The organism is Luteimonas sp. Soil_C_16 (assembly GCF_057657295.1).
This window is the reverse complement of sequence record NZ_JBDGIS010000007.1, coordinates 182055-201264: the sequence shown is the minus strand read 5'-3', so window position 1 is coordinate 201264 and position 19210 is coordinate 182055. Positions and strand designations below refer to the sequence as shown.

Below are 19210 nucleotides of genomic sequence, written 5' to 3'. Positions count from 1 at the left end.
GTCGGGGGGATTTGTGTGGCTGGACCGCCGACTTCACAATGCCTATTCAGGTTTATCGCGGTCGCGTGGCGCTCGAGCCGACCGCCGCGTCATCAAATCCGGAACCTGAACAGGACGGCATTTTCTTCAGAGATGCGCGGCCAGACGGCTCGCCTGCGCGATCGCGCGCTTGGCATCGAGTTCCGCGGCCACATCGGCGCCGCCGACCAGATGCACGACCGTGCCGCTGGCATGGAGGGCGTCGAACAGGTCGCGACGGGGTTCCTGGCCGGCGCAGATCACGACGTGATCGACGTCCAGGGTCTGCTCCACGCCGTCGACGCGGATGCGCAGGCCGGCATCGTCGACCCCGAGGTATTCGACCCCGCCGAGCATCGTCACGCCCTTGGCCTTGAGCGTGCTGCGATGGATCCAGCCGGTGGTCTTGCCGAGCCGCGCGCCCGGGCGGCCAGGACTGCGCTGCAGCAGCCACAGCGTTCTTGCGGGCGGCGCGGGCGCGGGCGGGACGAGGCCGCCGGGCTGTTCGAACGTCGGATCGATGCCCCATTCGCGCATCCATGCGGCCGCGTCGAGACTCGGCGACCGGCCCGCGTGTTCGACCAGAAACTCGCCGACATCGAAACCGATGCCGCCGGCGCCGATGATCGCCACGCGCGCGCCCGGCACGACGCGACCTTCGATGACGTCCACGTAGCCGACCACCTTGGGATGGTCGCGGCCGGGGAAGTCGACGGCGCGCGGCACCACGCCGGTCGCCAGCACCACGGCGTCGAACCCGGCCAGATCGTCGGTCGCGACGGGGGTCGACAGGCGCACGTCGACGGCGGTCTCCACCAGCCGTGTGCGGAAGTAGCGCAGCGTCTCGTCGAACTCTTCCTTGCCCGGAATACGCCGGGCGAGGTTGAACTGGCCGCCGATGTCGGCCGCCGCATCGAACAGCGTCACCGCATGGCCGCGTTGCGCGGCGACCGTCGCGCAGGCCAGGCCGGCAGGGCCGGCACCGACCACGGCGACGCGCAATGGCGTGGCCGCCGGGAAATAGTTGAGTTCGGTTTCCGCGCACGCGCGCGGATTGACCAGGCAGCTCGCGGTGCGGTTCGCGAAAACGTGGTCGAGACAGGCCTGGTTGCAGGCGATGCAGGTGTTGATGCGGTCGGGCGTGCCGGCGCGCGCCTTGGCGACCCACTGCGGATCGGCCAGCAACGGCCGCGCCATCGACACCATGTCGGCCGCGCCACTGGCGAGGATGCGCTCGGCGACGTCGGGCATGTTGATGCGGTTGGTCGCCACCAGCGGCAGCGTCACGTGCGGGCGCAGCTTGGCGGTGACGCCGGCGAATGCGGCGCGCGGCACCGAGGTCGCGATCGTCGGCACGCGCGCTTCGTGCCAGCCGATGCCGGTGTTGATCAGCGTGGCGCCGGCGGCTTCGACCGCGCGGGCCTGCTGCACGATGTCGTCCCAGGCGGACCCGTCGGGCACGAGTTCCAGCATCGACAGGCGATAGACGATGATGAAATCGTCGCCCGCGGCCGCGCGCACGCGACGCACGATCTCGGTCGCGAAGCGCATGCGCTGCGCGGTGTCGCCGCCCCAGGCGTCGTCGCGCGCATTGGTGCGCCGGCTGAGGAACTGGTTGATCAGATAGCCCTCGCTGCCCATTACCTCGACGCCGTCGTAGCCGGCTTCGCGGGCGAGCTTCGCGGCATGCGCGTAGGCATCGATCGTGCGTTCGACACCCCGCGCCGACAGCGCCCGCGGGGTGAACGGGTTGATCGGCGCCTTGATCCGGCTCGGTGCGACCTGCAGCGGGTGATAGCCGTAACGGCCGGCGTGCAGCAGCTGCAGGCAGATCTTCGCGTCATGGCCGTGCACGGCCTCGGTGACCTGCCGGTGCCGCCGCGTTTCCCAGCGCCACGACAGCTTGCCGCCGAAGGGTTTGAGCCAGCCGGCGATGTCGGGCGAGAAACCGCCGGTGACGATCAGGCCGACGCCGCCCTCGGCGCGTTCGGCGAAGTAGCGTGCGAGCTTGGGGAAATCCGCCGCGCGGTCTTCGAGACCGGTGTGCATCGAGCCCATCAGCACGCGGTTGCGCAAGGTGGTGAAGCCCAGATCGAGCGGCGCCAGCAGATGCGGATAGGAAGCGGCGACGGGCTGGCCGGAGGCTGGCGTCATGATCAGGATACGCGTGCGTATGGATCGCCCAGCGTGCCGGGAAAGCCACGTCCGGGCAAGCGCGACGGACGCAGGCGGCCACGCGCGGGCTGTCAAGAGTTGCCAGTGCCGGGCCGCGCCCTGAACATGTCGCGCCCCGCACCAGGGACGGCTGCCATCCAACCTTTCCAGGACTACCTGCGCGACGGCATCGTCGCCGCCGATCTGCCGGACCTGCATCCGCTGCTGGCGGCGCGCGAGCAGCTGCGCGCGTTCTCGACGCTGTTCCATGGCGGCGAGGAGATCGTGATGGTGCGCCTGCTGGTGCTGCGCGCGATCGGCGAACGTGGCGACGCGCCGGACTGGTCGCCGCAGGAACTGCGCGAGCATTTCGCCTGGCTCGATCCGGTCAAGTTCGACACGGTGATCGGTCGTCTGCGCGACAACGGTCTGATGGCCTGGGACGCGCACAGCCAGCGCTATCGCATCAGCCCGGTCGGCCGGCAGGCGCTGTCGGCGCTGGGCCTGCTGGTGCAGTTCAATGCCGAAGGCGATGAGCTGGCCTACGTCACCGCGCAGCTCGCCGCCGGCCAGGCCGTCGGCAAGGTTGGCGCGGCGGACCTGCAGCATCTGCTGTCGCGGCTAAACGAACTGCGCGAGGATTTCGACCAGGCCGTGCTCAGCGGTTCGGAGCACCGCATCCGCCAGGCCGCGGACACCTTGCAGTCGGTGTGGCACTGGGTGGAGAAGGGCACCGAGCTGATCCGCGCGATTGCCGCCGACGACGATCTTGATGTCGCCACGCATCGCGTCGCGCAGCAGATCGGCCGCGCGCAGAGCGCGATGTTGCGCCAGGCGTCGGTGTTCCAGCGCGCCTTGAACCAGCTCGACCGGCATCGCGTGCATCTTGGCGCCAGCGGTTTGTCGTCCTCGGACGTCAACCGCTTCCTGCGTGCCTGCGATCCGGCCGCGCTCGCAGACATGGCCACCGATGCGTTGACCATCGCGCCGCAGCCGGCATTCGTGCTCGGGCCGATTGCGCTCGACGTCGCCGAGTACGAACTCGTCGAACGCGAACGCGAAGCCGCCGATGAGGCCGGCCTGCCGCCGCCGCGCGAGGCGCCCGAGGATCTGCAGGCGCCGGTCGCTGCCGACGACTACGCGCACGCCGCGCAATGGCTCGACCAGCTGCGCGCGCTCGACACGGCCGCGCCGCTCGGCGACTGGGTGCCGCAGGACAGTTTCGCGGTCAGCGCGTATCGCCTGTCTTTGCTTGGCTTGATCGGCGATGCCGGTGCGGAGAACCGCAGCGGCGTCAGTGCGCAGCTCGCGCAGTTGCCGATGCAATGGCGCGTCGACGCGGCATTCGATCGCATCGACCGTGCCGGCGTCGCCCTGATGAGCCGCGGGCGTTTGTTGCCCGCGGGCGTCGACGACGCGGCCGCGCCCGACATCGAGATGCCCGACATGACCGCGCATGGCGTCACCGACGACGTCGACAGCGACGATGCCGTTGCGCCCGTCGCGCGCCGTCGCCGCGCCGCGACACCTTCCGCGGAGACCGGCACCTCGCCGGCACCCGCACGACGCAAGAAGACCGCATGACCGACTCCACCGCTTCCCTGATCGCGCGGCTGCTCGCCGAGCGCTGGCTGCCGCGCGAAGACCGCGCCGTGCGCCAGATGCTGGTCGATGCCGAGCTGCGCGAGGACATCGACCGCCGCCTCGCGGCCGCCGGCCTGCGCCTGCTCGAACATCCCTACGCAGCGCACGTTGCGGTCGGCATCGCGCGCCATCACGAGGCCGACGTGTTCGGCCACGGCGACGCCTGGGCCGCGAGCAACCTGCAACTCAGTCGCGACGCGCTCGCGCTGCTGGTGGTGCTGTGGTCGCTGCTTGTGCTGCCCAAGCGCCAGCGGCAGATCGCGCGCCAGCAGACCGATCTGTCGCAGGACCAGGAACAGATGTTCGCCGAGCTCAAACCGGTGCCGGTCGGCGCGGAAGTCGTCGAGCCGGTCAACGAACGCACGCTGCTCGCGGACTTCGGCGCGCAGCTCGGCGGCAAGGGCCGCATCCACATGAATCTCGGCACGCTGCAGCGGCAGGGCTTCATCGCGCGACGCAAGGAGCGGATCCACGAAGGCCCGCTGCTCGATCTCGCCTTCGACTACGAGCGCATCGCCAGCCGCGTCATGGACGGCGCGCTGGCGCACGTGATCGCCGAGAGTCGCGTGGGACAGGGACTGGACGTTGACGACGTCGACGATCCGGACGACACGATCCACGATGCCGACATGACCGAGGAGGCACAGGCCGATGTTTGAGTTCCGCAGCCTCGAAGTCGTGCATTGGGATTACTGGCAGCGCTACGCCCTGCCGCTCGATGCCTCGATCATCACCGTCGTCGGCCCGAACGGCTCCGGCAAGACCACGCTGCTCGACGCGCTGCGCACCCTGCTGGCGATCGACGATCGCGACATGGCGCGCGATTACAAGACCTATCTGCGCCACAACGGCAAGCCGTTCGCGTGGCTGCGTGCGGTGGTCAGCAACCCGGTCGATCGACGCGGCCGGCGCGCGTTCTTCCCGTGCATGGACGAGCAGGTGACGATCGCCTGCCGCGTGCGCAAGCGCGGCGGCGACTGGACCCGCGATTACCAGATCGTCGCCGGCGACGTGCCGGTGGAAGCGCTCGACGCCGGCGGCGAATGGCTGGGTGTGCGCGATTACCGCGTACGGCTTGCCGGTGCCGGCCTGAGTCGCGCGATCTGCCGTGTGTTGACGCTCGAGCAGGGCGCCACCGACAAGCTGTGCCAGCTCTCGCCGCGCGAACTGCTGCAACTCGTCTTCGACGTATTCGAGGACAAGGCGGTGATGGACGACTACCAGCGCGCCCGCGCCGAGCAGTTCGACATCGACAAGGAAATCGCCGAACTGCAGCAGGGCCTGGCCGAACTGCACATGCGGCTGGAATCGTCGCGCGCCGATGTGCGGTCCTACGAGGACGGCATGGCGCTGCGCAACCAGCGGCAGCTGCTGGAGGCGGAGATCGCGCCCAAGGTGGAACTGGCCGACCTGCGCGCGACCATCGACGGCGCCAAGCCGCGCCTGACCGGCCTGCGCCGTGGGCTGCGCGAACGCCATGCGGCGCACGCTGCGCTGCAGGCCGAGGACGCGGCATCGATCGACGCGCGCGCCGGCCTGCAGCAGTCGATCGCCGACGCACGCGCAGCGTTGCAATCGGCCGAGACGCGGTTCACCGGCGCACGTGACCAGGCGCGCGATGCCGAGCAACTGGTGCGCCGCCACGACGAACTCGCGCGGCTGCAGGCCGAACGCGGCGGCGCGGATGTCGATGCGCTCAGCCGCGAGGTCGAACAGGGCCGGCGTCGTCAGGCCGAGTTGCGCCTCGAGGCCGAACGCGATCGCGCGCGCGGTGGCGAGATCGCCGCGCAGGTCGCCGCGCTGCGAGGCGGCGGGCGTGTCGTCGAGCCTTTTGAACGCGAGTTCCGCGCCGCGCTCGATCGCGCCGACATCGGCCATGCAGTGCTGACCGAACTGGTCGAGATCGCCGATCCGCAATGGGCCGTCGCGCTCGAGGCCGTGCTCGCGCCCTACCGGCATCTGCTGGTGCTCGATTCGGCGAAGGATGCGCGTGCGGCCTGGCAGCTCGGCGAGCGCCTGCAGTACCGGCACTTCGTCGTTGCCGAACGCGCGCCGGCCGGTCCTGCGACGCGCGGCTCGCTGCTCGAAGTCGTGCGTTTCAATGCCGATCCACCGTCTTGGCTGCCGCGTCAGCTCGACCGCGTGCAGCGCGTCGCCGATGTCGAAGCCGGCCAGCGCCTGCCCAAGGGCCAGGACTGGATCACCGCGCAGGGCTATCTGCGCGAGCATCGCGGCGGTCGGCACATCGGCGGCGGCCAGCATCACTTCGGCACCGGTGCGCGCGAGGCGCGGCTCGCGTCCTTGCATGCCGAAGCCATCGCATTGCAGGAGCGCTCCCAGGCGCGCGAGAACGCGCTGACCACGTTGGGTCGCGAGGTCGATGCGGCGCAGTCGCGCCTGCTCGGTCTCGACGCCGGCCAGGAACTGGTCACGCGCGCGGCCGAATTCGCCGATGCGCAGTCGCGCCTGCCGGCGCTGGCCGAGGCCGCGCAGGCGGCCGCTGAGGCGCTGACCGAGGCGCGCGCTGCGCTCGATGCCTGCGAACGGCGCGACAAGGACGGCAGCATTGCCGCCGCCACGCGCGCGGGCGAGCTGCGCACGCTGGCGCAGGAACTGCGCGACCGCGGCAGCCAGATCGCGCAGGAGCGCGTGGCGCTGGTGCAGCGTCTGGTCGATTTCCGCAAGCGCCGTGCGCGCATGCCGGCTGCATGGCGCACGCGCGACGCGCTGCGCGAGGCACGCGAGGCCTACGAAAGCGCAGGCGCCGTGCGGCGCGAACTCGAGCGCATCGACGAGCGGCTCGCACGCGGCAGCTTCGTCGAGGACGCCGCCTGCGTGGCGATGCGCGACAAGTTCGCCGCCGACCACGACGCACTCGAAGCGGCGATCGGCAAGCGCGAAGCGCATCTGCACCGCGCGCGCCGGCTCACCGAGGACGCGCGCGGCGCCTACATCAATGTGCTGCGCGCGACCGTGCGCCGCTACCGCAAGAACCTGACCGCGCTCGGCGAACTCGCCGGCATCGGTGTCGACGTCGGCATGCCGGAACTGGCGAACGAGGATGTCGCGCTGGCCCAGGCCGGACTCACCGTGCGCTTCGATTTCGACCGCAAGGGCTGGATCGGCCTCGACGATGGCGAGGCCTCCGGCGGCCAGCAGGTGATGAAGTCGCTGCTTCTGCTGGTCGCACTGCTGCGCGACGAGGACCAGCCGGGCGGCTTCGTGTTCATCGACGAACCGTTCGCGCATCTCGACGTCGCCAACATCGAGAAGGTCGGCCGCTTCCTGCGCAGCACGGATGCGCAGTACATCCTGACCACGCCGATCACCCACAACCTCAACGTGTTCGAGCCATCGGACCTGGTGCTGGCCACCAGCAAGCGGCGCGCGGGCAGTGCGTGGGCGGAGCCGGTCGCGGTGCTCAAGCGCGACCGGACGGATTCTGTCGACGCCGCGGCGTGATCGCGCCCGGTTGAAGTGCCGCAGACCGCGCTGGATTTACAGCGGCGCGGCCGGCGGCGCGACGCCGCGCGGTGCGAACAGGGGCAAGGTGCGGCCGCACAGCGGTCCGATCAGCAACGCGAATGCCAGCGTGCCCCAGCCGACATTGCCGCCCAGCCACCAGCCGGTGGTCAGCACCAGCGCTTCGACGAGCGTCCGCGCGATCCAGATCGGCACGCCCGTCCGTGCGTGCAGGCCGGTCATCAGGCCATCGCGTGGGCCGGCGCCGAACTGCGCACCGATATAGAGACCCGTCGCCAGCGCCAGCAGCACGAGCCCCACGGCGAACACGCACACCTGCAGCACGACGCCGTGGACGTCGGGCAGCAGCCACAGGCCGAGGTGCGCACTCGGGCCGATCAGCAGAACATTCAGCAGCGTTCCGAGTCCCGGCGTCTGCCGCAGCGGCAGCCACAGCACGAGCACGCCGATGCCGATCAGGTTCGTCACCAAGCCGAACGACAGGCCGCTCTGCAGCGAGATACCCTGGGTCAGCACATCCCAGGGCGCGACGCCGATCCCGGCGCGGACCATCAGGCTGATGCCGATGCCGTAGCAGAACAGGCCGGTCAGCAGACGCGCCAGGCGTTCGACGCGCGAGGGATGTGCTGTGGGCATCCGGAGTTCCAAAAGCGGCTATGAAAAAACGTCCGGCCCCCAACGGGCCGGACGCGTGATCCCGACGACTGTGCTTGAAGGTCAGACCGTGCGGATCATGCCCAGCCGGCGACGACCAGCTTGCCGATCGTGCTGCCCGATTCGAGCCGGCGATGCGCTTCGCGCAGCGTCTCCGCATTGATCGGCGACAGCATGTCCGACAGCGTGCCGCGCAGTGAACCGGCGTCGATCAGCTCGGCGACGCGCGCGAGAATCCTGCCCTGTTCGGCCATGTCCGCGGTGCGGAAGCGCGGCCGCGCGAACATCATCTCCCAATGGATGCCGATGCTCTTGGCCTTGTAGGGATCGCCGATCTTCAGCGCGCCCGACGGCTCGACGATCAGGCCGACGTGACCCAGCGGCGCGAGCAGTTCGCCCAGCGCGGTCCAGTAACGATCGGTATCGGCGAGATTGAGCGCAGCGTCGACGGTCTCGAAGCCGAGCGCCTGGAGCTGTGGCGCAAGATCCTCGCGGTGGTCGATGACGTGGTCGGCGCCCATGACGCGGCACCACGCGATGGTCTCCATGCGCGATGCGGTCGCGATCACGGTGAAGCCGGCCCGCTTCGCGAGCTGGATCGCGATCGATCCGACACCACCGGCGCCGGCGATGACCAGCAGCGTCTTGCCATCGCCACCACCGTCGATGTCGAACGGCATGCGCTGGAACAGCAGCTCCCATGCGGTGATCGCGGTCAGCGGCAGGGCGGCGGCCTGGGGGAAATCGAGCGAGTCGGGCTTCTTCGCGGCGATCCGCGCGTCGACGAGCTGGTATTCGGCGTTGCTGCCGGGACGGGTGATGTCGCCCGCGTAATAGACGGCGTCGCCGACCTCGAAGCCCGTCACCTCGCTGCCGATCGCGTCGATCACGCCGGCCGCGTCGTAACCGAGCACCTTCGGTGTCGCCTCGGTCTGCGGTTTCGGTGCGCGCACCTTGGTGTCGACCGGATTCACCGAGACCGCCTCGATGCGCACGCGCAGGTCGTGCGGGCCGGGCTCGGGCAGATCGAGTTCGACATCCTGCAGCGACTGCGGATCGTCGATCGGGAGATAGCGGGTCAGGGCGACGGCTTTCATGGGGCATCCTCGGGAAGTGGAGCGGCCCGCGCATTGTCGACCCCGCGTGTTCCTGTCGAACAGCGATAGGATCACCAATCACCTTCAAGGGATTCTTTCGAATCAATGGACCGGATCGGCGACATCGCCCTGTTCCTGCGCGTGCTCGACACCGGCTCGATCAGCGCCGCGGCGCGCAGCCTCGACCTGTCGCCGGCCCTGGCGAGCCAGCGTCTGAAGCGGCTCGAGGATGCCCTGGGCGTGCGCTTGCTGCACCGGACTACGCGGCGGCTGCATCCCACCCCCGAAGGCCTGCGGCTGGCCGGCGAGGGGCGCGCGCTGGTCGAAGCACTCGACGGTCTCGCGGGCAGCCTGCGCGAAAGCGGTGGTCAGGCGGTGGGCGGCACGCTGCGGGTCACGATGTCGGCGTCGTTCGGCCGCCAGCACATCTCGCCGCGCCTGCCGCGCTTTCTCGCTGCGCATCCAGGCCTGCAGCTCAGCGTGCATATGAGCGACCAGCAGGTCGATCTCGTCCGTGAAGGCTTCGATCTCGCGATCCGCATCGGCGATCTCGACGACTCGCAGCTGGTCGGACGGCAGATCGCAGCCAATCCGCGCGTCCTCGTCGCCTCGCCGGAGTACCTGGCGAGGCGCGGCATGCCCGCGACACCGGCGGATCTCGTCGCGCACGCGTGTCTGGTGCTCGTCGGCAGTCGGGGTAGCCAGGATCGTTGGCAACTGCGCGACGGCGCAGGCGGCGAGTCGGTCGTCACCGTCGCAGGGCCATTGGAAAGCAATCTTGGTGAAGTGCTGCGCGACGCGGCGCTGGAGGGTGCAGGGATCGCGATGCACGCGCTGTGGCATGTGGTGAATGATCTGCACTCGGGACGCTTGGTGCGCGTACTTCCACGGCACGCGCCGCCGGAAACCGGCATCCACGCGGTGATGCCCGATCGCATTTTCGTGCCGCCGCGTACGCGCGCATTCGTCGCGTTCTTGCAGGCGGAGTTCGGATCGGCGGCGCCGCACTGGCTCATGTCACCCGCGGAAACCCGTTAAGGCGCGCTGTCGTCCTGAGCCGGAAAACGTCAATTCCGCATCAAGCAACGGTTAAGAGCGCGGCAACGTTCTTGACGCCACGCGCACATCATCCTCACGACAATTCCGCCGCGTTGAGGTTCCTGACCAAACCAAAGCCAAGATGAATACCCGGCGGCCGGGGTGTAGGAAGCTCTCAACCGTTATGTTAGCGTTAACAACGTCTTCACGCTGCTGACTTTAGGCTATGTGCAAGGCGTTTGCGTTTGACGCCTCAACCGATGCCATGACGCATTCCCCCTTTTCTAGGAGCTGAAAAAACATGAACAAGAAACTCCTCTGCGCCGCGCTGCTCGGCGGTCTTGGTCTGGCGGGTCACGCCAGCGCCCAGGAGTTCGACGACCGTTGGTACCTCACCGGTTCGACGGGCTTCAACTTCCAGGCAGAAGATCGCCGCACCGACGACACCCCGTTCGTCACGCTGGGCATGGGTAAGTTCATCAGCCCCAACTGGTCGATCGACGGTGAGCTGAACTACCAGAACCCGGGCTTCGACAGCTCGGTCGAAGGCGCCAACAACGATCTGAACTGGAGCCAGTACGGCATCTCGGTCGACTTCCGCTACCACTTCATCTCCGAAGGCCGTGGCTGGAATCCGTACCTGCTGGCCGGTGTCGGCTACCAGCGTTCGGAAGAAGAGTTCGACGCGTTCCCGAGCCCGAATTCCCCGGGTCAGCGCGAAGAAGGTAACTTCGCTGCCAAGGTCGGTGCCGGTCTGCAGACCACCTTCGACAAGCGCGTTGCCGTGCGTGCCGAAATCGCTTACCGCGCTGACTTCGACGACAACAGCGTCGCTGCAAACGGTGCGCGTGACTGGGCTGGCTATCCGCACAATGCGGAAGAAAGCTACTTCGGTGACGTGATGGCTTCGGTCGGCGTCGTGATCCCGCTCGGCCCGCCGCCGGCTCCCCCGGCTCCGCCGGCTCCGCCGCCGCCGCCGCCGGCTCCGGCTCCGGCCCCGCCGCCGCCGGCTCCGATCACCATCGATCTGAACGGCGTCAACTTCGACTTCGACCGTGCGACGCTGCGTCCTGACGCGGTGGCAATCCTCAACGAAGCCGTCGAAATCCTGAAGCGTTACCCGGAGCTGCGCGTTGAAGTCGCCGGTCACACCGACTCGGTCGGTACCGATGCCTACAACCAGCGTCTCTCCGAGCGTCGCGCCAAGGCGGTCTATGACCACCTTGCCAGCAACGGCATCATGGCCGACCGTCTGGTGGGTCCGACCGGTTACGGCGAGAGCCGCCCGATCGCGCCGAACACCAACGCCGATGGTTCGGACAACCCGGAAGGCCGTGCGCGCAACCGCCGCACCGAGCTGAACGTTCAGAACTAAGAACGTCCGGTCGTGACACCAGAAAGCCCGGCCTCGTGCCGGGCTTTCTGCTTGTGGGGCCGAATCTTTCTTCGTATACGGATTGCTGTGGCGACGCGGTTGCGCGGTCCCGGCCAATCGGCAGCGCGACGCTGCACGTACGCGATATCGTGAATGCGCGAACGCCCAGTTTTCCCTTGTATGGCGTGTACTTGCCGCCTACACTTCAGGCCAATTCGACCTCGGGGATTGCCTCTCATGCGTGCTTTGTTTTTGTTGCCTCTGCTGGCGCTTCCACTCGTCGGCCATGCCGCTGACTGCAGCACGCTCGACACCCGCACCGCACGCCCCGTGCAGGCCACCGTGCTCGAACCCGTGTCTCCCGAACTCGCCGCGCCGACGTATCGCCTCGGCACGAGCGCCGTGCTCGCGCGCGCCTATGACGAGGCGCAGTCCGCCGAGCAGGTCGTGCTGCGGCTCGAGATCGAGAAGTGCCAGAACGTCGCGATGGCTGCGCCGGCTGCAGGCGCCGTCAGTGCCAACGATCCGGCTGCCTACGTGAAGCAGACCGAGTTCGACAACACGCCCTACCGTTTCAACATGACCCAAGGCGGCAAGCGCATGACCGCCGACGATTTCGACGCGTGGATCAAGGCCAACGGTTACACGGTCGGCAGCCGCCGCGCTGATCCGAACGCGCCGGCTGCACCGGCCGCTGCGGAAACCGCGCCGCCCGGCGAGACCCCGCCCGTCGAATGAGTGCTGCGCGTCTCTGCATCGACGGTATGAGGACGGCCCGCGCAAGCGGGCCGTTCGCATGTCGAGGTGCCGTGTCTTGAAGCCCGTCGTGCGTCCGCCGCGCTACGGCCTCGCGCGCGTGCTGTCGAAGCGCGGGCTGTGTTCGCGCAGCGAAGCCGAGCGGCGCGTACGCGAGGGGCGTGTGCGGGTGGCCGGCAGGATCGTGCGCGATCCGGAGTTTCCGGTGGCACTGGACGCGTCGAACATCGTGCTCGATGGCGATGCGGCGCGCGCAACCGCGCACCAGTATCTGGTGCTCAACAAGCCACGCGGGCTGGTGACGACCGCGCGCGACGAGCACGGCCGCGACACCGTCTATCGGTGTTTCGACGGCGCGGACCTGGGCTGGATCGCGCCGGTGGGCCGGCTCGACAAGGCCAGCGAAGGCCTGCTGCTGTTCACCAGTGATCCTGCTTGGGCCGCACGCGTCACCGATCCCGAGCAGGGGCCGCAGAAGACCTATCACGTCCAGGTTGACGGGCTGCCCGACAACGCCTTGCTCGAAGCGCTGGTGCTGGGCGTCGACGACGCGGGTGAGCGACTGCAGGCCGCGTCCGTAAGCCGGTTGCGTCAGGGCGCACGCAACGCCTGGCTGGAAATCGTGCTCGACGAAGGCCGCAACCGGCAGATCCGCCGACTGCTCGCTGCGCATGATCTGGGTGTGCTGCGACTGGTGCGCGTCGCGATCGGCGATCTCGCGCTGGGCGATCTGGCCAAGGGCGCGTGGCGCCCCTTGGCAGCCGGCGAAATCAGCGCGCTGGCGCGTCCATCGGATCCCGCCACCGGCTGAGGCGTGTCGCGAGCAGAGCTTCGACGACTTCGCGTGCGCGCACGTCGCCGGGACCCCGCGCATCGTGACCTTTGCCCTTGTCGTGATTGCAGCGTGCGCAGGCGAGCGCAAGGTTGCGTGGATCGTCCGCATCGTCGCCGACCTGCGCCGTCAGTGCAGACGCTGCGCGTCTGCCGAACCAGGCCTGCGGCACCACGTGTTCCAGCGTCGCGAGCCCCAGCGGCTCGCCGTCGTCGCGCACCTGCAGCGCGCTGCGGCAGTGCAGGCAGCGCGTCGACCAGATGCCGTCGTCTAGCACCGCGAGCGCATCGGTCTGCGCTGCGATCAGCAGACGCCGTCGCAGCGCGGCGCGCATGCTTCAGGCCTTCAAGACGCCCAGCTCGTGGCCGATGCGGGTGAACGCATCGATCGCGCGATCCAGGTGTTCGCGCGTGTGCGCGGCGCTGATCTGGGTGCGGATGCGCGCCTGGTCCTTCGGCACCACGGGGAAGAAGAAGCCGATCGCGTAGATGCCTTCCTCGAGCAGGCGCTGCGCGAAGCGCTGCGCGAGCTTGGCGTCGTAGAGCATCACCGGGCTGATCGGATGCACGCCGGGGCGCACGTCGAAGCCGGCGTCGGTCATCCGCTCGCGGAAATAGCGGGTGTTCTCGACCAGCTGCGTGCGCAGATCGCCCGCGGCGTCGAGCATCTCGAACGCCTTGATGCCGGCGGCAACCACGTGCGGCGGCAGCGAGTTCGAGAACAGGTACGGGCGCGAGCGCTGGCGCAGCAGTTCGATGACTTCGCGTTTGGCGGTGGTGAAACCGCCGAGCGCGCCGCCCATCGCCTTGCCGAGCGTGCCGGTCACGATGTCGATCTTTTCCAGCACGCCCTTCACTTCCGCCGAGCCACGGCCGGTGTCGCCGAGGAAACCGGTCGCATGGCATTCGTCGATGTGCACAAGCGCGTCGTACTTCGCGGCCAGCGCGGTGATTTCGTCGAGCGGCGCGATGAAGCCGTCCATCGAGAACACGCCGTCGGTTGAAATGAGGATCGTGCGTGCGCCATCGGCGCGCGCCTGCTGCAGCTGCTTTTCCAGATCCGCCATGTCGCAGTTGGCGTAGCGGTAGCGCTTGGCCTTGCAAAGGCGGATGCCGTCGATGATCGACGCGTGGTTGAGCGCGTCGGAGATGATCGCGTCCTCTTCGCCGAGCAGTGGCTCGTACAGACCGCCGTTCGCATCGAAGCAGGCGGCGTAGAGGATGGTGTCCTCCTTGCCGAAGAAGTCCGTGATGGTCTGCTCGAGCTGCTTGTGCAGATCCTGCGTGCCGCAGATGAAGCGCACCGACGCCATGCCGAAGCCGTGCGTATCGAGTGCGTCCTTGGCCGCGGCGATGATGTCCGGGTGGTCGGCCAAGCCCAGATAGTTGTTGGCGCAGAAGTTCAGCACCGTGCGGCCGTCTTCAAGCGTGATTTCGGCCGACTGCGGGCCGGTGATCACGCGCTCGGCCTTGAACAGCCCGGCGTCGCGGATCTCGTCGAGGGTGTCGGCGTAGCGCTGGGTATTGGAGACGGCGGCCATCGGGCATTCCGGAAACGGGAAGGCCGCGATTCTACCAAGCGGCCGTCAACGGGCCGGCGCTGCGTCCGTCTCCGGCGACGGCGCACGCGCAGCGAGCCACTGCGTCCAGGCCGCGTCCAGTGCAGCGATCGACGCCGGCAAGCCGTACTGCGCGCCGTGCGCGGCGAGCCAGCCGTCCATGTCGCCACCGTCTGCCAGAAATGCGGCGATGCTGCCGAACACGGCCGGGTCGTTGCCGGACGCCAGCAGGAAATCGGCGACGCTGCGGGCCTGCGCGTAGAACCAGGCGGCATCCCCGGCCAGGCGCTGCGCCTCCGGTCCGGAAATCACGTGCGCGCCGGGGCCCATGGCAGTCAGCTCGGCCATGCGCACGGACATCGGATGCGGCATCGCGAAGAACGTAGCGAGCTTTTTCAGATGCGCCGAGGCTTCGGGTGCACGCAATTTTTCGCGCCGGGCGTCGGTCATCGTGTCCGATTCCATCAGCACGGCCGCAAGCTCGTCGAGCCAGTCAGGGCCCGGGCCGCCGTAGTGCGCGGATGTCGTGGGTGCCGCCGGCTCCGACACAGGCCAGAAGCTGCGGATCAGCAGCATGTGACCGATTTCGTGACGCAGTGAACTGCGATCGACCGCATTGTCCGGCGTCGCAGCAGTTGGAGCGGGCAGTGCAGCGTCGATGCGCGCCTGGCGTTGCGCGTCATCGAGATCGGGCATGCGCGCGCGCAGCTGGCGCTCGACCGCCGATCGTTGCAATGCGCGGCGCCCGTCCGCGTCGAGCCAGGGCAGTTGCCACACGGCGCCCGCGTTCGTCAGCGCGTGCCGGTCCGCATCCGAAATGGCCTGTCCCGCACCCGCTGCAATGAGCGCGCCGCGCGGCGCGGATCGGCCGAAGTAGGTGATGAAACTCTGCGCCGCGAGTGCAGCGTCTTCCGCCATCTGCGTGGCGGCGTCAGGTGACGCGGCGTAGAACCAGCCCTGGGCTGACGCCACGCAGTCCAGTGTCGGCGTGTCGGCCAGGACCGGGCAGTCGGTGTCCTGCGCGAGCGATGCGGTCGCGACGCAGGTGAGCAGCAGTCCAGCGGTCAGAATGTTCCGGTGTCGCATAGACGTCCCTGTCGAATGATCGAACAGGGACCATAGGCGCGACGCGAGGCCGGCGGAACGTGTCGTACGTCATGGGCGACACGCGGCGGTTCGCCGCGTGTCGCGCGAGGCATCAACGCCAGTCGAGGACGACCTTGCCCGACTTGCCCGATTCCATCAGGTCGAAACCCTTCTGGAATTCGTCGGCCGGCAGCTGGTGGCTGAGCACCTTGCCGAGCGGAAAACCCGACAGCACGAGCTGGGTCATCTTGTACCAGGTCTCGTACATCTTCCGGCCGTAGATGCCCTGCACGGTGAGGCCCTTGAAGATGATGCGATCCCAGTCGATGCCGGCGCCCTTGGGCAGGATGCCGAGCAGCGCGACCTTGCCGCCGTGGTACATGCAGTCGAGCATGTCGTTGAACGCGACCGGGTTGCCGCTCATCTCCAGGCCCACGTCGAAGCCCTCCATGTGGAGGTCCTTCATGACGTCCTTGAGCGAGGTGTTCGACACGTTGACCACGCGCGTGGCGCCCATGTCGGCGGCCAGCTTGAGGCGGAAGTCGTTGACGTCGGTGACCACGACGTTGCGCGCGCCAATGTGCTTGCAGATGCCTGCGGCCATGACGCCGATCGGGCCGGCGCCGGTGATCAGCACGTCCTCGCCGACGACGTCGAACTCCAGCGCGCAGTGCGCGGCGTTGCCGTAGGGATCGAAGAACGCGGCCAGCTCGCTCGGAATCTGGTCGGGGATCGGCCACAGATTGGTCGCCGGCATGACCACGTATTCGGCGAACGCGCCGTTGCGGGTGACGCCGATGCCGACCGTGTTCGGACACAGGTGCGGCCTGCCGGCGCGGCAGTTGCGGCAGTGGCCGCAGACCAGGTGGCCCTCGGCCGAGACGCGCTGGCCGACTTCGTAGCCGGTGACCGCCGAGCCCAGCTCGACGATGCGGCCGACGAATTCGTGGCCGATGACCAGGCCCGGCGTGATCGTGCGCTGGCTCCACTCGTCCCACAGGTAGATGTGCAGGTCGGTGCCGCAGATCGCGGCCTTCTCGACGCGGATCAGGACATCGTTCGGCCCGGGGGCCGGCACCGGCACTTCGGCCATCCAGATGCCTTTTTTCGCGTCGCGCTTGACCAGCGCCTTCATTGTCTGGGCCATTGTGTCGTGTCTGCGGATGCCGGAAAGAGCCGGCGATTATACGGCGCAGGCCCGTCGCGGCCGTGCTGCACCCGCACGTCGGCCAGCCGGCGTTGGCCTGCGCCGGGCGGGCGGGTTGGCTAGACTTGGCCCCCCGTCACGATCCACAGGACCACCATGCGCCATCCGTTACTGGCCGCGACGCTGCTGGGCGTCTTCTTCAGTTGCAGTGCGCCAAGGGTGGTGGCGGGCGAGGGCATGTGGGTGCCGCAACAGTTGCCTTACATCGCGCCGGCGCTGCGCAAGGCCGGGTTGAAGTTGGATCCGAACCGCCTGGCCGATCTGACCGGCGACCCGCTGGGCGCCGTGGTCTCGCTGGGTGGCTGTACCGCGAGCTTCGTTTCGCCGCAGGGTCTGGTGCTGACCAACCACCACTGCGCCTACGGCGCGATCCAGCTGAATTCGACCCCCGAGAACAATCTGATGCGCGACGGCTTCAACGCCGCGGCGATCGGCGACGAGATCTCGGCCGGCCCGAACGCGCGCATCTACGCGCTCGACAGCATCCAGGACGTCACCGCCGAGGTCCGCGCCGCGATCGACGCCGCGCCTGATGGCCTGGGGCGCACCACGGCGCTCGACACGATCGAGAAGACCCTCGTCGCGCGTTGCGAAGCCGATGCCGCGTATCGCTGCCGCCTGTACAGCTTCCTCGGCGGCAACAGCTACCGCCTGTTCCGCAACCTCGAGATCCGCGACGTGCGCCTGGTGTACGCGCCGGCGGGCGGCATCGGCAGCTTCGGCGGCGATGTCGACAACTGGATGTGGCCGCGCCACACCGGCGACTTCGCGTTCTACCGCGCCTATGTGGGCCGCGACGGCCGCCCGGCCGACTACGCGCAGGACAACATCCCCTACGCCCCGCAGCGTTTCCTGCGCCTGGCCGACAAGCCGCTGCGCGAGAACGATTTCGTCATGGTCGCCGGTTATCCGGGGCGCACCAGCCGCTACGCCTTCGCCGACGAGTTCTCCGAGACCGTCGCCTGGCGCTACCCGCAGATCGGCCGCCACTACCGTGCGCTGATCGATCTCGTCGAGGCGCGCGGCAAGGAAGATCCCGAGATCGACGTGCGTTACGCCAGCGCGGTGCGCGGCTGGCAGAACACGCTGAAGAACTACGAAGGCCAGCTGCAGGGCTTCGAGCGCATCGGCGCGCTGGCGCGCAAGCAGTCCGAGGAAACCGCGGTGCTCGAGTGGCTGCGCAGCCGCGGCGGCGATGGCGCGGCCGCGCTCGACGCGCATACGAAGATCGTCGCCCTCGACGCCCAGGCCAAGGCCACGCGCGAACGCGACCTGGTGCTGTCGCTGCTCGACAACAGCGGCCTGCTGTCGACCGCCAATCGCCTGTACCGCCTGTCGATGGAGAAGGAAAAGCCCGACGCGATGCGCGAGCAGGGCTACCAGCAGCGCGACCTGCCGGCGATCGAGGGCGGCCTGAAGCAGATGGACCGCCGCTTCGTGCCGGCGATGGACCGCGAGCTCACGCGCTACGCGTTGCTGCAGTACATCCAGCTGCCGCCCGAGCAGCGCATCCAGGCGATCGACACCTGGCTGGGCGGCAACGACGTGGCCGCGATCGACCGCGCGCTGGACCGCCTGCAGCGCAGCACGCTGGCCAACAGCGACGAGCGCCTGAAGTGGTTCGCCGCCGATCGCCACGAGTTCCTGCGCAGTCGCGATCCGGCGCTGATGTACGCCGCGGCGGTGACGCCGGAACTGCTGCAGATCGAACTCGCGTCCAAGGCCCGTGCCGGCGATCTGCTGCAGCTGCGTCCGACATATCTGCAGGCCGTGGCCGATTACCGCGCCGGCCGCAAGGAAGCGGTGTATCCGGATGCGAATTCCTCGCTGCGCATCACCTTCGGCAACGTCGTGGGTTACACCAACCTCGCCGGCGCCCAGCAGACGCCGTTCACGCGTCTGGAGGAAATTCCGCCCAAGGCCACCGGTACCGAGCCCTTCGACGCGCCCAAGGCGCAGCTCGATGCGATCGCCGCGCGTCGCGATGGCGGGCTCGCGGATCGCCGCCTGCGTAGCGTGCCGGTCAACTTCCTGTCCGATCTCGACGTCACCGGCGGCAATTCCGGCTCGCCGGTGCTCGACGCCGATGGCCGCCTGACCGGCCTGCTGTTCGACATGACCTGGGAAGCGGTGGTGTCGAACTGGGTGTTCGATCCGGCGATGACGCGCACGATTTCGGTCGACCAGCGCTACATCCGCTGGGTCATGCAGGAAGTCGATCCCGCGCCGCGCCTGCTGCAGGAAATGGGCGCGTCCGCGCGCTGATTCTCGTTTGCGCGCCCGGGCCGTATCCCCGGCGCGCGATGCA

15 protein-coding genes are annotated in these 19210 nt (G+C 68.6%); 8 read left to right on the top strand and 7 right to left on the bottom strand.

The genetic code is table 11. From position 1 onward, the window contains the following. Nucleotides 1-126 precede the first annotated feature (126 nt). Nucleotides 127-2172 carry an oxidoreductase gene (locus AC3A5T_RS14185; RefSeq protein WP_487629128.1) on the bottom strand — a complete coding sequence of 682 codons (2046 nt, stop codon included), beginning with the start codon at nt 2170-2172 and terminating at the stop codon, nt 127-129. A gap of 126 nt (nt 2173-2298) precedes the next feature. Here AC3A5T_RS14185 and AC3A5T_RS14180 point away from each other — a divergent pair, with 126 nt between their 5' ends. Genes AC3A5T_RS14180 through AC3A5T_RS14170 form a run of 3 tightly spaced genes read left to right on the top strand, consistent with a single transcriptional unit; the run spans nt 2299 to nt 7278 of the window. Continuing rightward, complete coding sequence (locus tag AC3A5T_RS14180; protein ID WP_487629127.1) at nt 2299-3756, top strand: hypothetical protein; 1458 nt, start codon at nt 2299-2301, stop codon at nt 3754-3756. Beyond that, the gene (locus tag AC3A5T_RS14175) at nt 3753-4475 is read left to right on the top strand and encodes a hypothetical protein (RefSeq protein WP_487629126.1); all 723 of its coding nucleotides are present in this window, start codon (nt 3753-3755) and stop codon (nt 4473-4475) included. Before AC3A5T_RS14180 ends, AC3A5T_RS14175 begins: the two co-directional genes overlap by 4 nt. Next, nucleotides 4468-7278: an AAA family ATPase gene (locus AC3A5T_RS14170; protein WP_487629125.1), complete on the top strand. Its 2811-nt coding sequence runs from the start codon at nt 4468-4470 to the stop codon at nt 7276-7278. The genes AC3A5T_RS14175 and AC3A5T_RS14170 overlap by 8 nt, the downstream gene beginning before the upstream one ends. A 36-nt stretch (nt 7279-7314) precedes the next feature. Here AC3A5T_RS14170 and yczE read toward each other — a convergent pair whose 3' ends face one another. Both yczE and AC3A5T_RS14160 read right to left on the bottom strand, forming a co-directional pair. Continuing rightward, nucleotides 7315-7935: a membrane protein YczE gene (gene yczE, locus AC3A5T_RS14165; protein WP_487629124.1), complete on the bottom strand. Its 621-nt coding sequence runs from the start codon at nt 7933-7935 to the stop codon at nt 7315-7317. 95 nt (nt 7936-8030) lie between these two features. Further along, nucleotides 8031-9050 carry a zinc-binding alcohol dehydrogenase family protein gene (locus AC3A5T_RS14160; protein ID WP_487629123.1) on the bottom strand — a complete coding sequence of 340 codons (1020 nt, stop codon included), beginning with the start codon at nt 9048-9050 and terminating at the stop codon, nt 8031-8033. 105 nt (nt 9051-9155) lie between these two features. Between AC3A5T_RS14160 and AC3A5T_RS14155 the strand changes: the two genes are divergently transcribed. The 4 genes from AC3A5T_RS14155 to AC3A5T_RS14140 all read left to right on the top strand — a co-directional run bounded on the left by AC3A5T_RS14155 (nt 9156) and on the right by AC3A5T_RS14140 (nt 13030). Further along, nucleotides 9156-10088, top strand: a complete 933-nt coding sequence (locus AC3A5T_RS14155) for a LysR family transcriptional regulator (RefSeq protein WP_487629122.1) — start codon at nt 9156-9158, stop codon at nt 10086-10088. A gap of 301 nt (nt 10089-10389) precedes the next feature. Then, nucleotides 10390-11463, top strand: coding sequence for an OmpA family protein (locus AC3A5T_RS14150; RefSeq protein WP_487629121.1), 1074 nt, complete (start codon nt 10390-10392; stop codon nt 11461-11463). 237 nt (nt 11464-11700) lie between these two features. After that, nucleotides 11701-12201 carry a hypothetical protein gene (locus AC3A5T_RS14145; protein WP_332076421.1) on the top strand — a complete coding sequence of 167 codons (501 nt, stop codon included), beginning with the start codon at nt 11701-11703 and terminating at the stop codon, nt 12199-12201. A 58-nt stretch (nt 12202-12259) separates the two neighbouring features. After that, nucleotides 12260-13030: a pseudouridine synthase gene (locus AC3A5T_RS14140; RefSeq protein WP_487629120.1), complete on the top strand. Its 771-nt coding sequence runs from the start codon at nt 12260-12262 to the stop codon at nt 13028-13030. On the opposite strand, the gene AC3A5T_RS14135 is transcribed toward AC3A5T_RS14140, so the two are convergent. The 4 genes from AC3A5T_RS14135 to tdh form a co-directional block, all read right to left on the bottom strand. Then, the gene (locus AC3A5T_RS14135; RefSeq protein ID WP_487629119.1) at nt 12990-13385 is read right to left on the bottom strand and encodes an HNH endonuclease; all 396 of its coding nucleotides are present in this window, start codon (nt 13383-13385) and stop codon (nt 12990-12992) included. The two genes, AC3A5T_RS14140 and AC3A5T_RS14135, sit on opposite strands and share 41 nt — an antisense overlap. Nucleotides 13386-13388: 3 nt before the next feature. Continuing rightward, on the bottom strand, nt 13389-14591 hold the full coding sequence (gene kbl, locus AC3A5T_RS14130) for a glycine C-acetyltransferase (protein WP_487629118.1): 1203 nt from the start codon (nt 14589-14591) through the stop codon (nt 13389-13391). 45 nt (nt 14592-14636) lie between these two features. After that, entirely contained in the window at nt 14637-15695 is a 1059-nt protein-coding gene (locus tag AC3A5T_RS14125) for a hypothetical protein (protein ID WP_487629117.1), read from the bottom strand. Nucleotides 15696-15807: 112 nt separating this feature from the next. After that, nucleotides 15808-16842, bottom strand: coding sequence for an L-threonine 3-dehydrogenase (tdh, locus tag AC3A5T_RS14120; RefSeq protein ID WP_487629116.1), 1035 nt, complete (start codon nt 16840-16842; stop codon nt 15808-15810). A gap of 237 nt (nt 16843-17079) precedes the next feature. Between tdh and AC3A5T_RS14115 the strand changes: the two genes are divergently transcribed. Continuing rightward, on the top strand, nt 17080-19167 hold the full coding sequence (locus AC3A5T_RS14115) for a S46 family peptidase (RefSeq protein WP_487629147.1): 2088 nt from the start codon (nt 17080-17082) through the stop codon (nt 19165-19167). Nucleotides 19168-19210 lie beyond the last annotated feature (43 nt).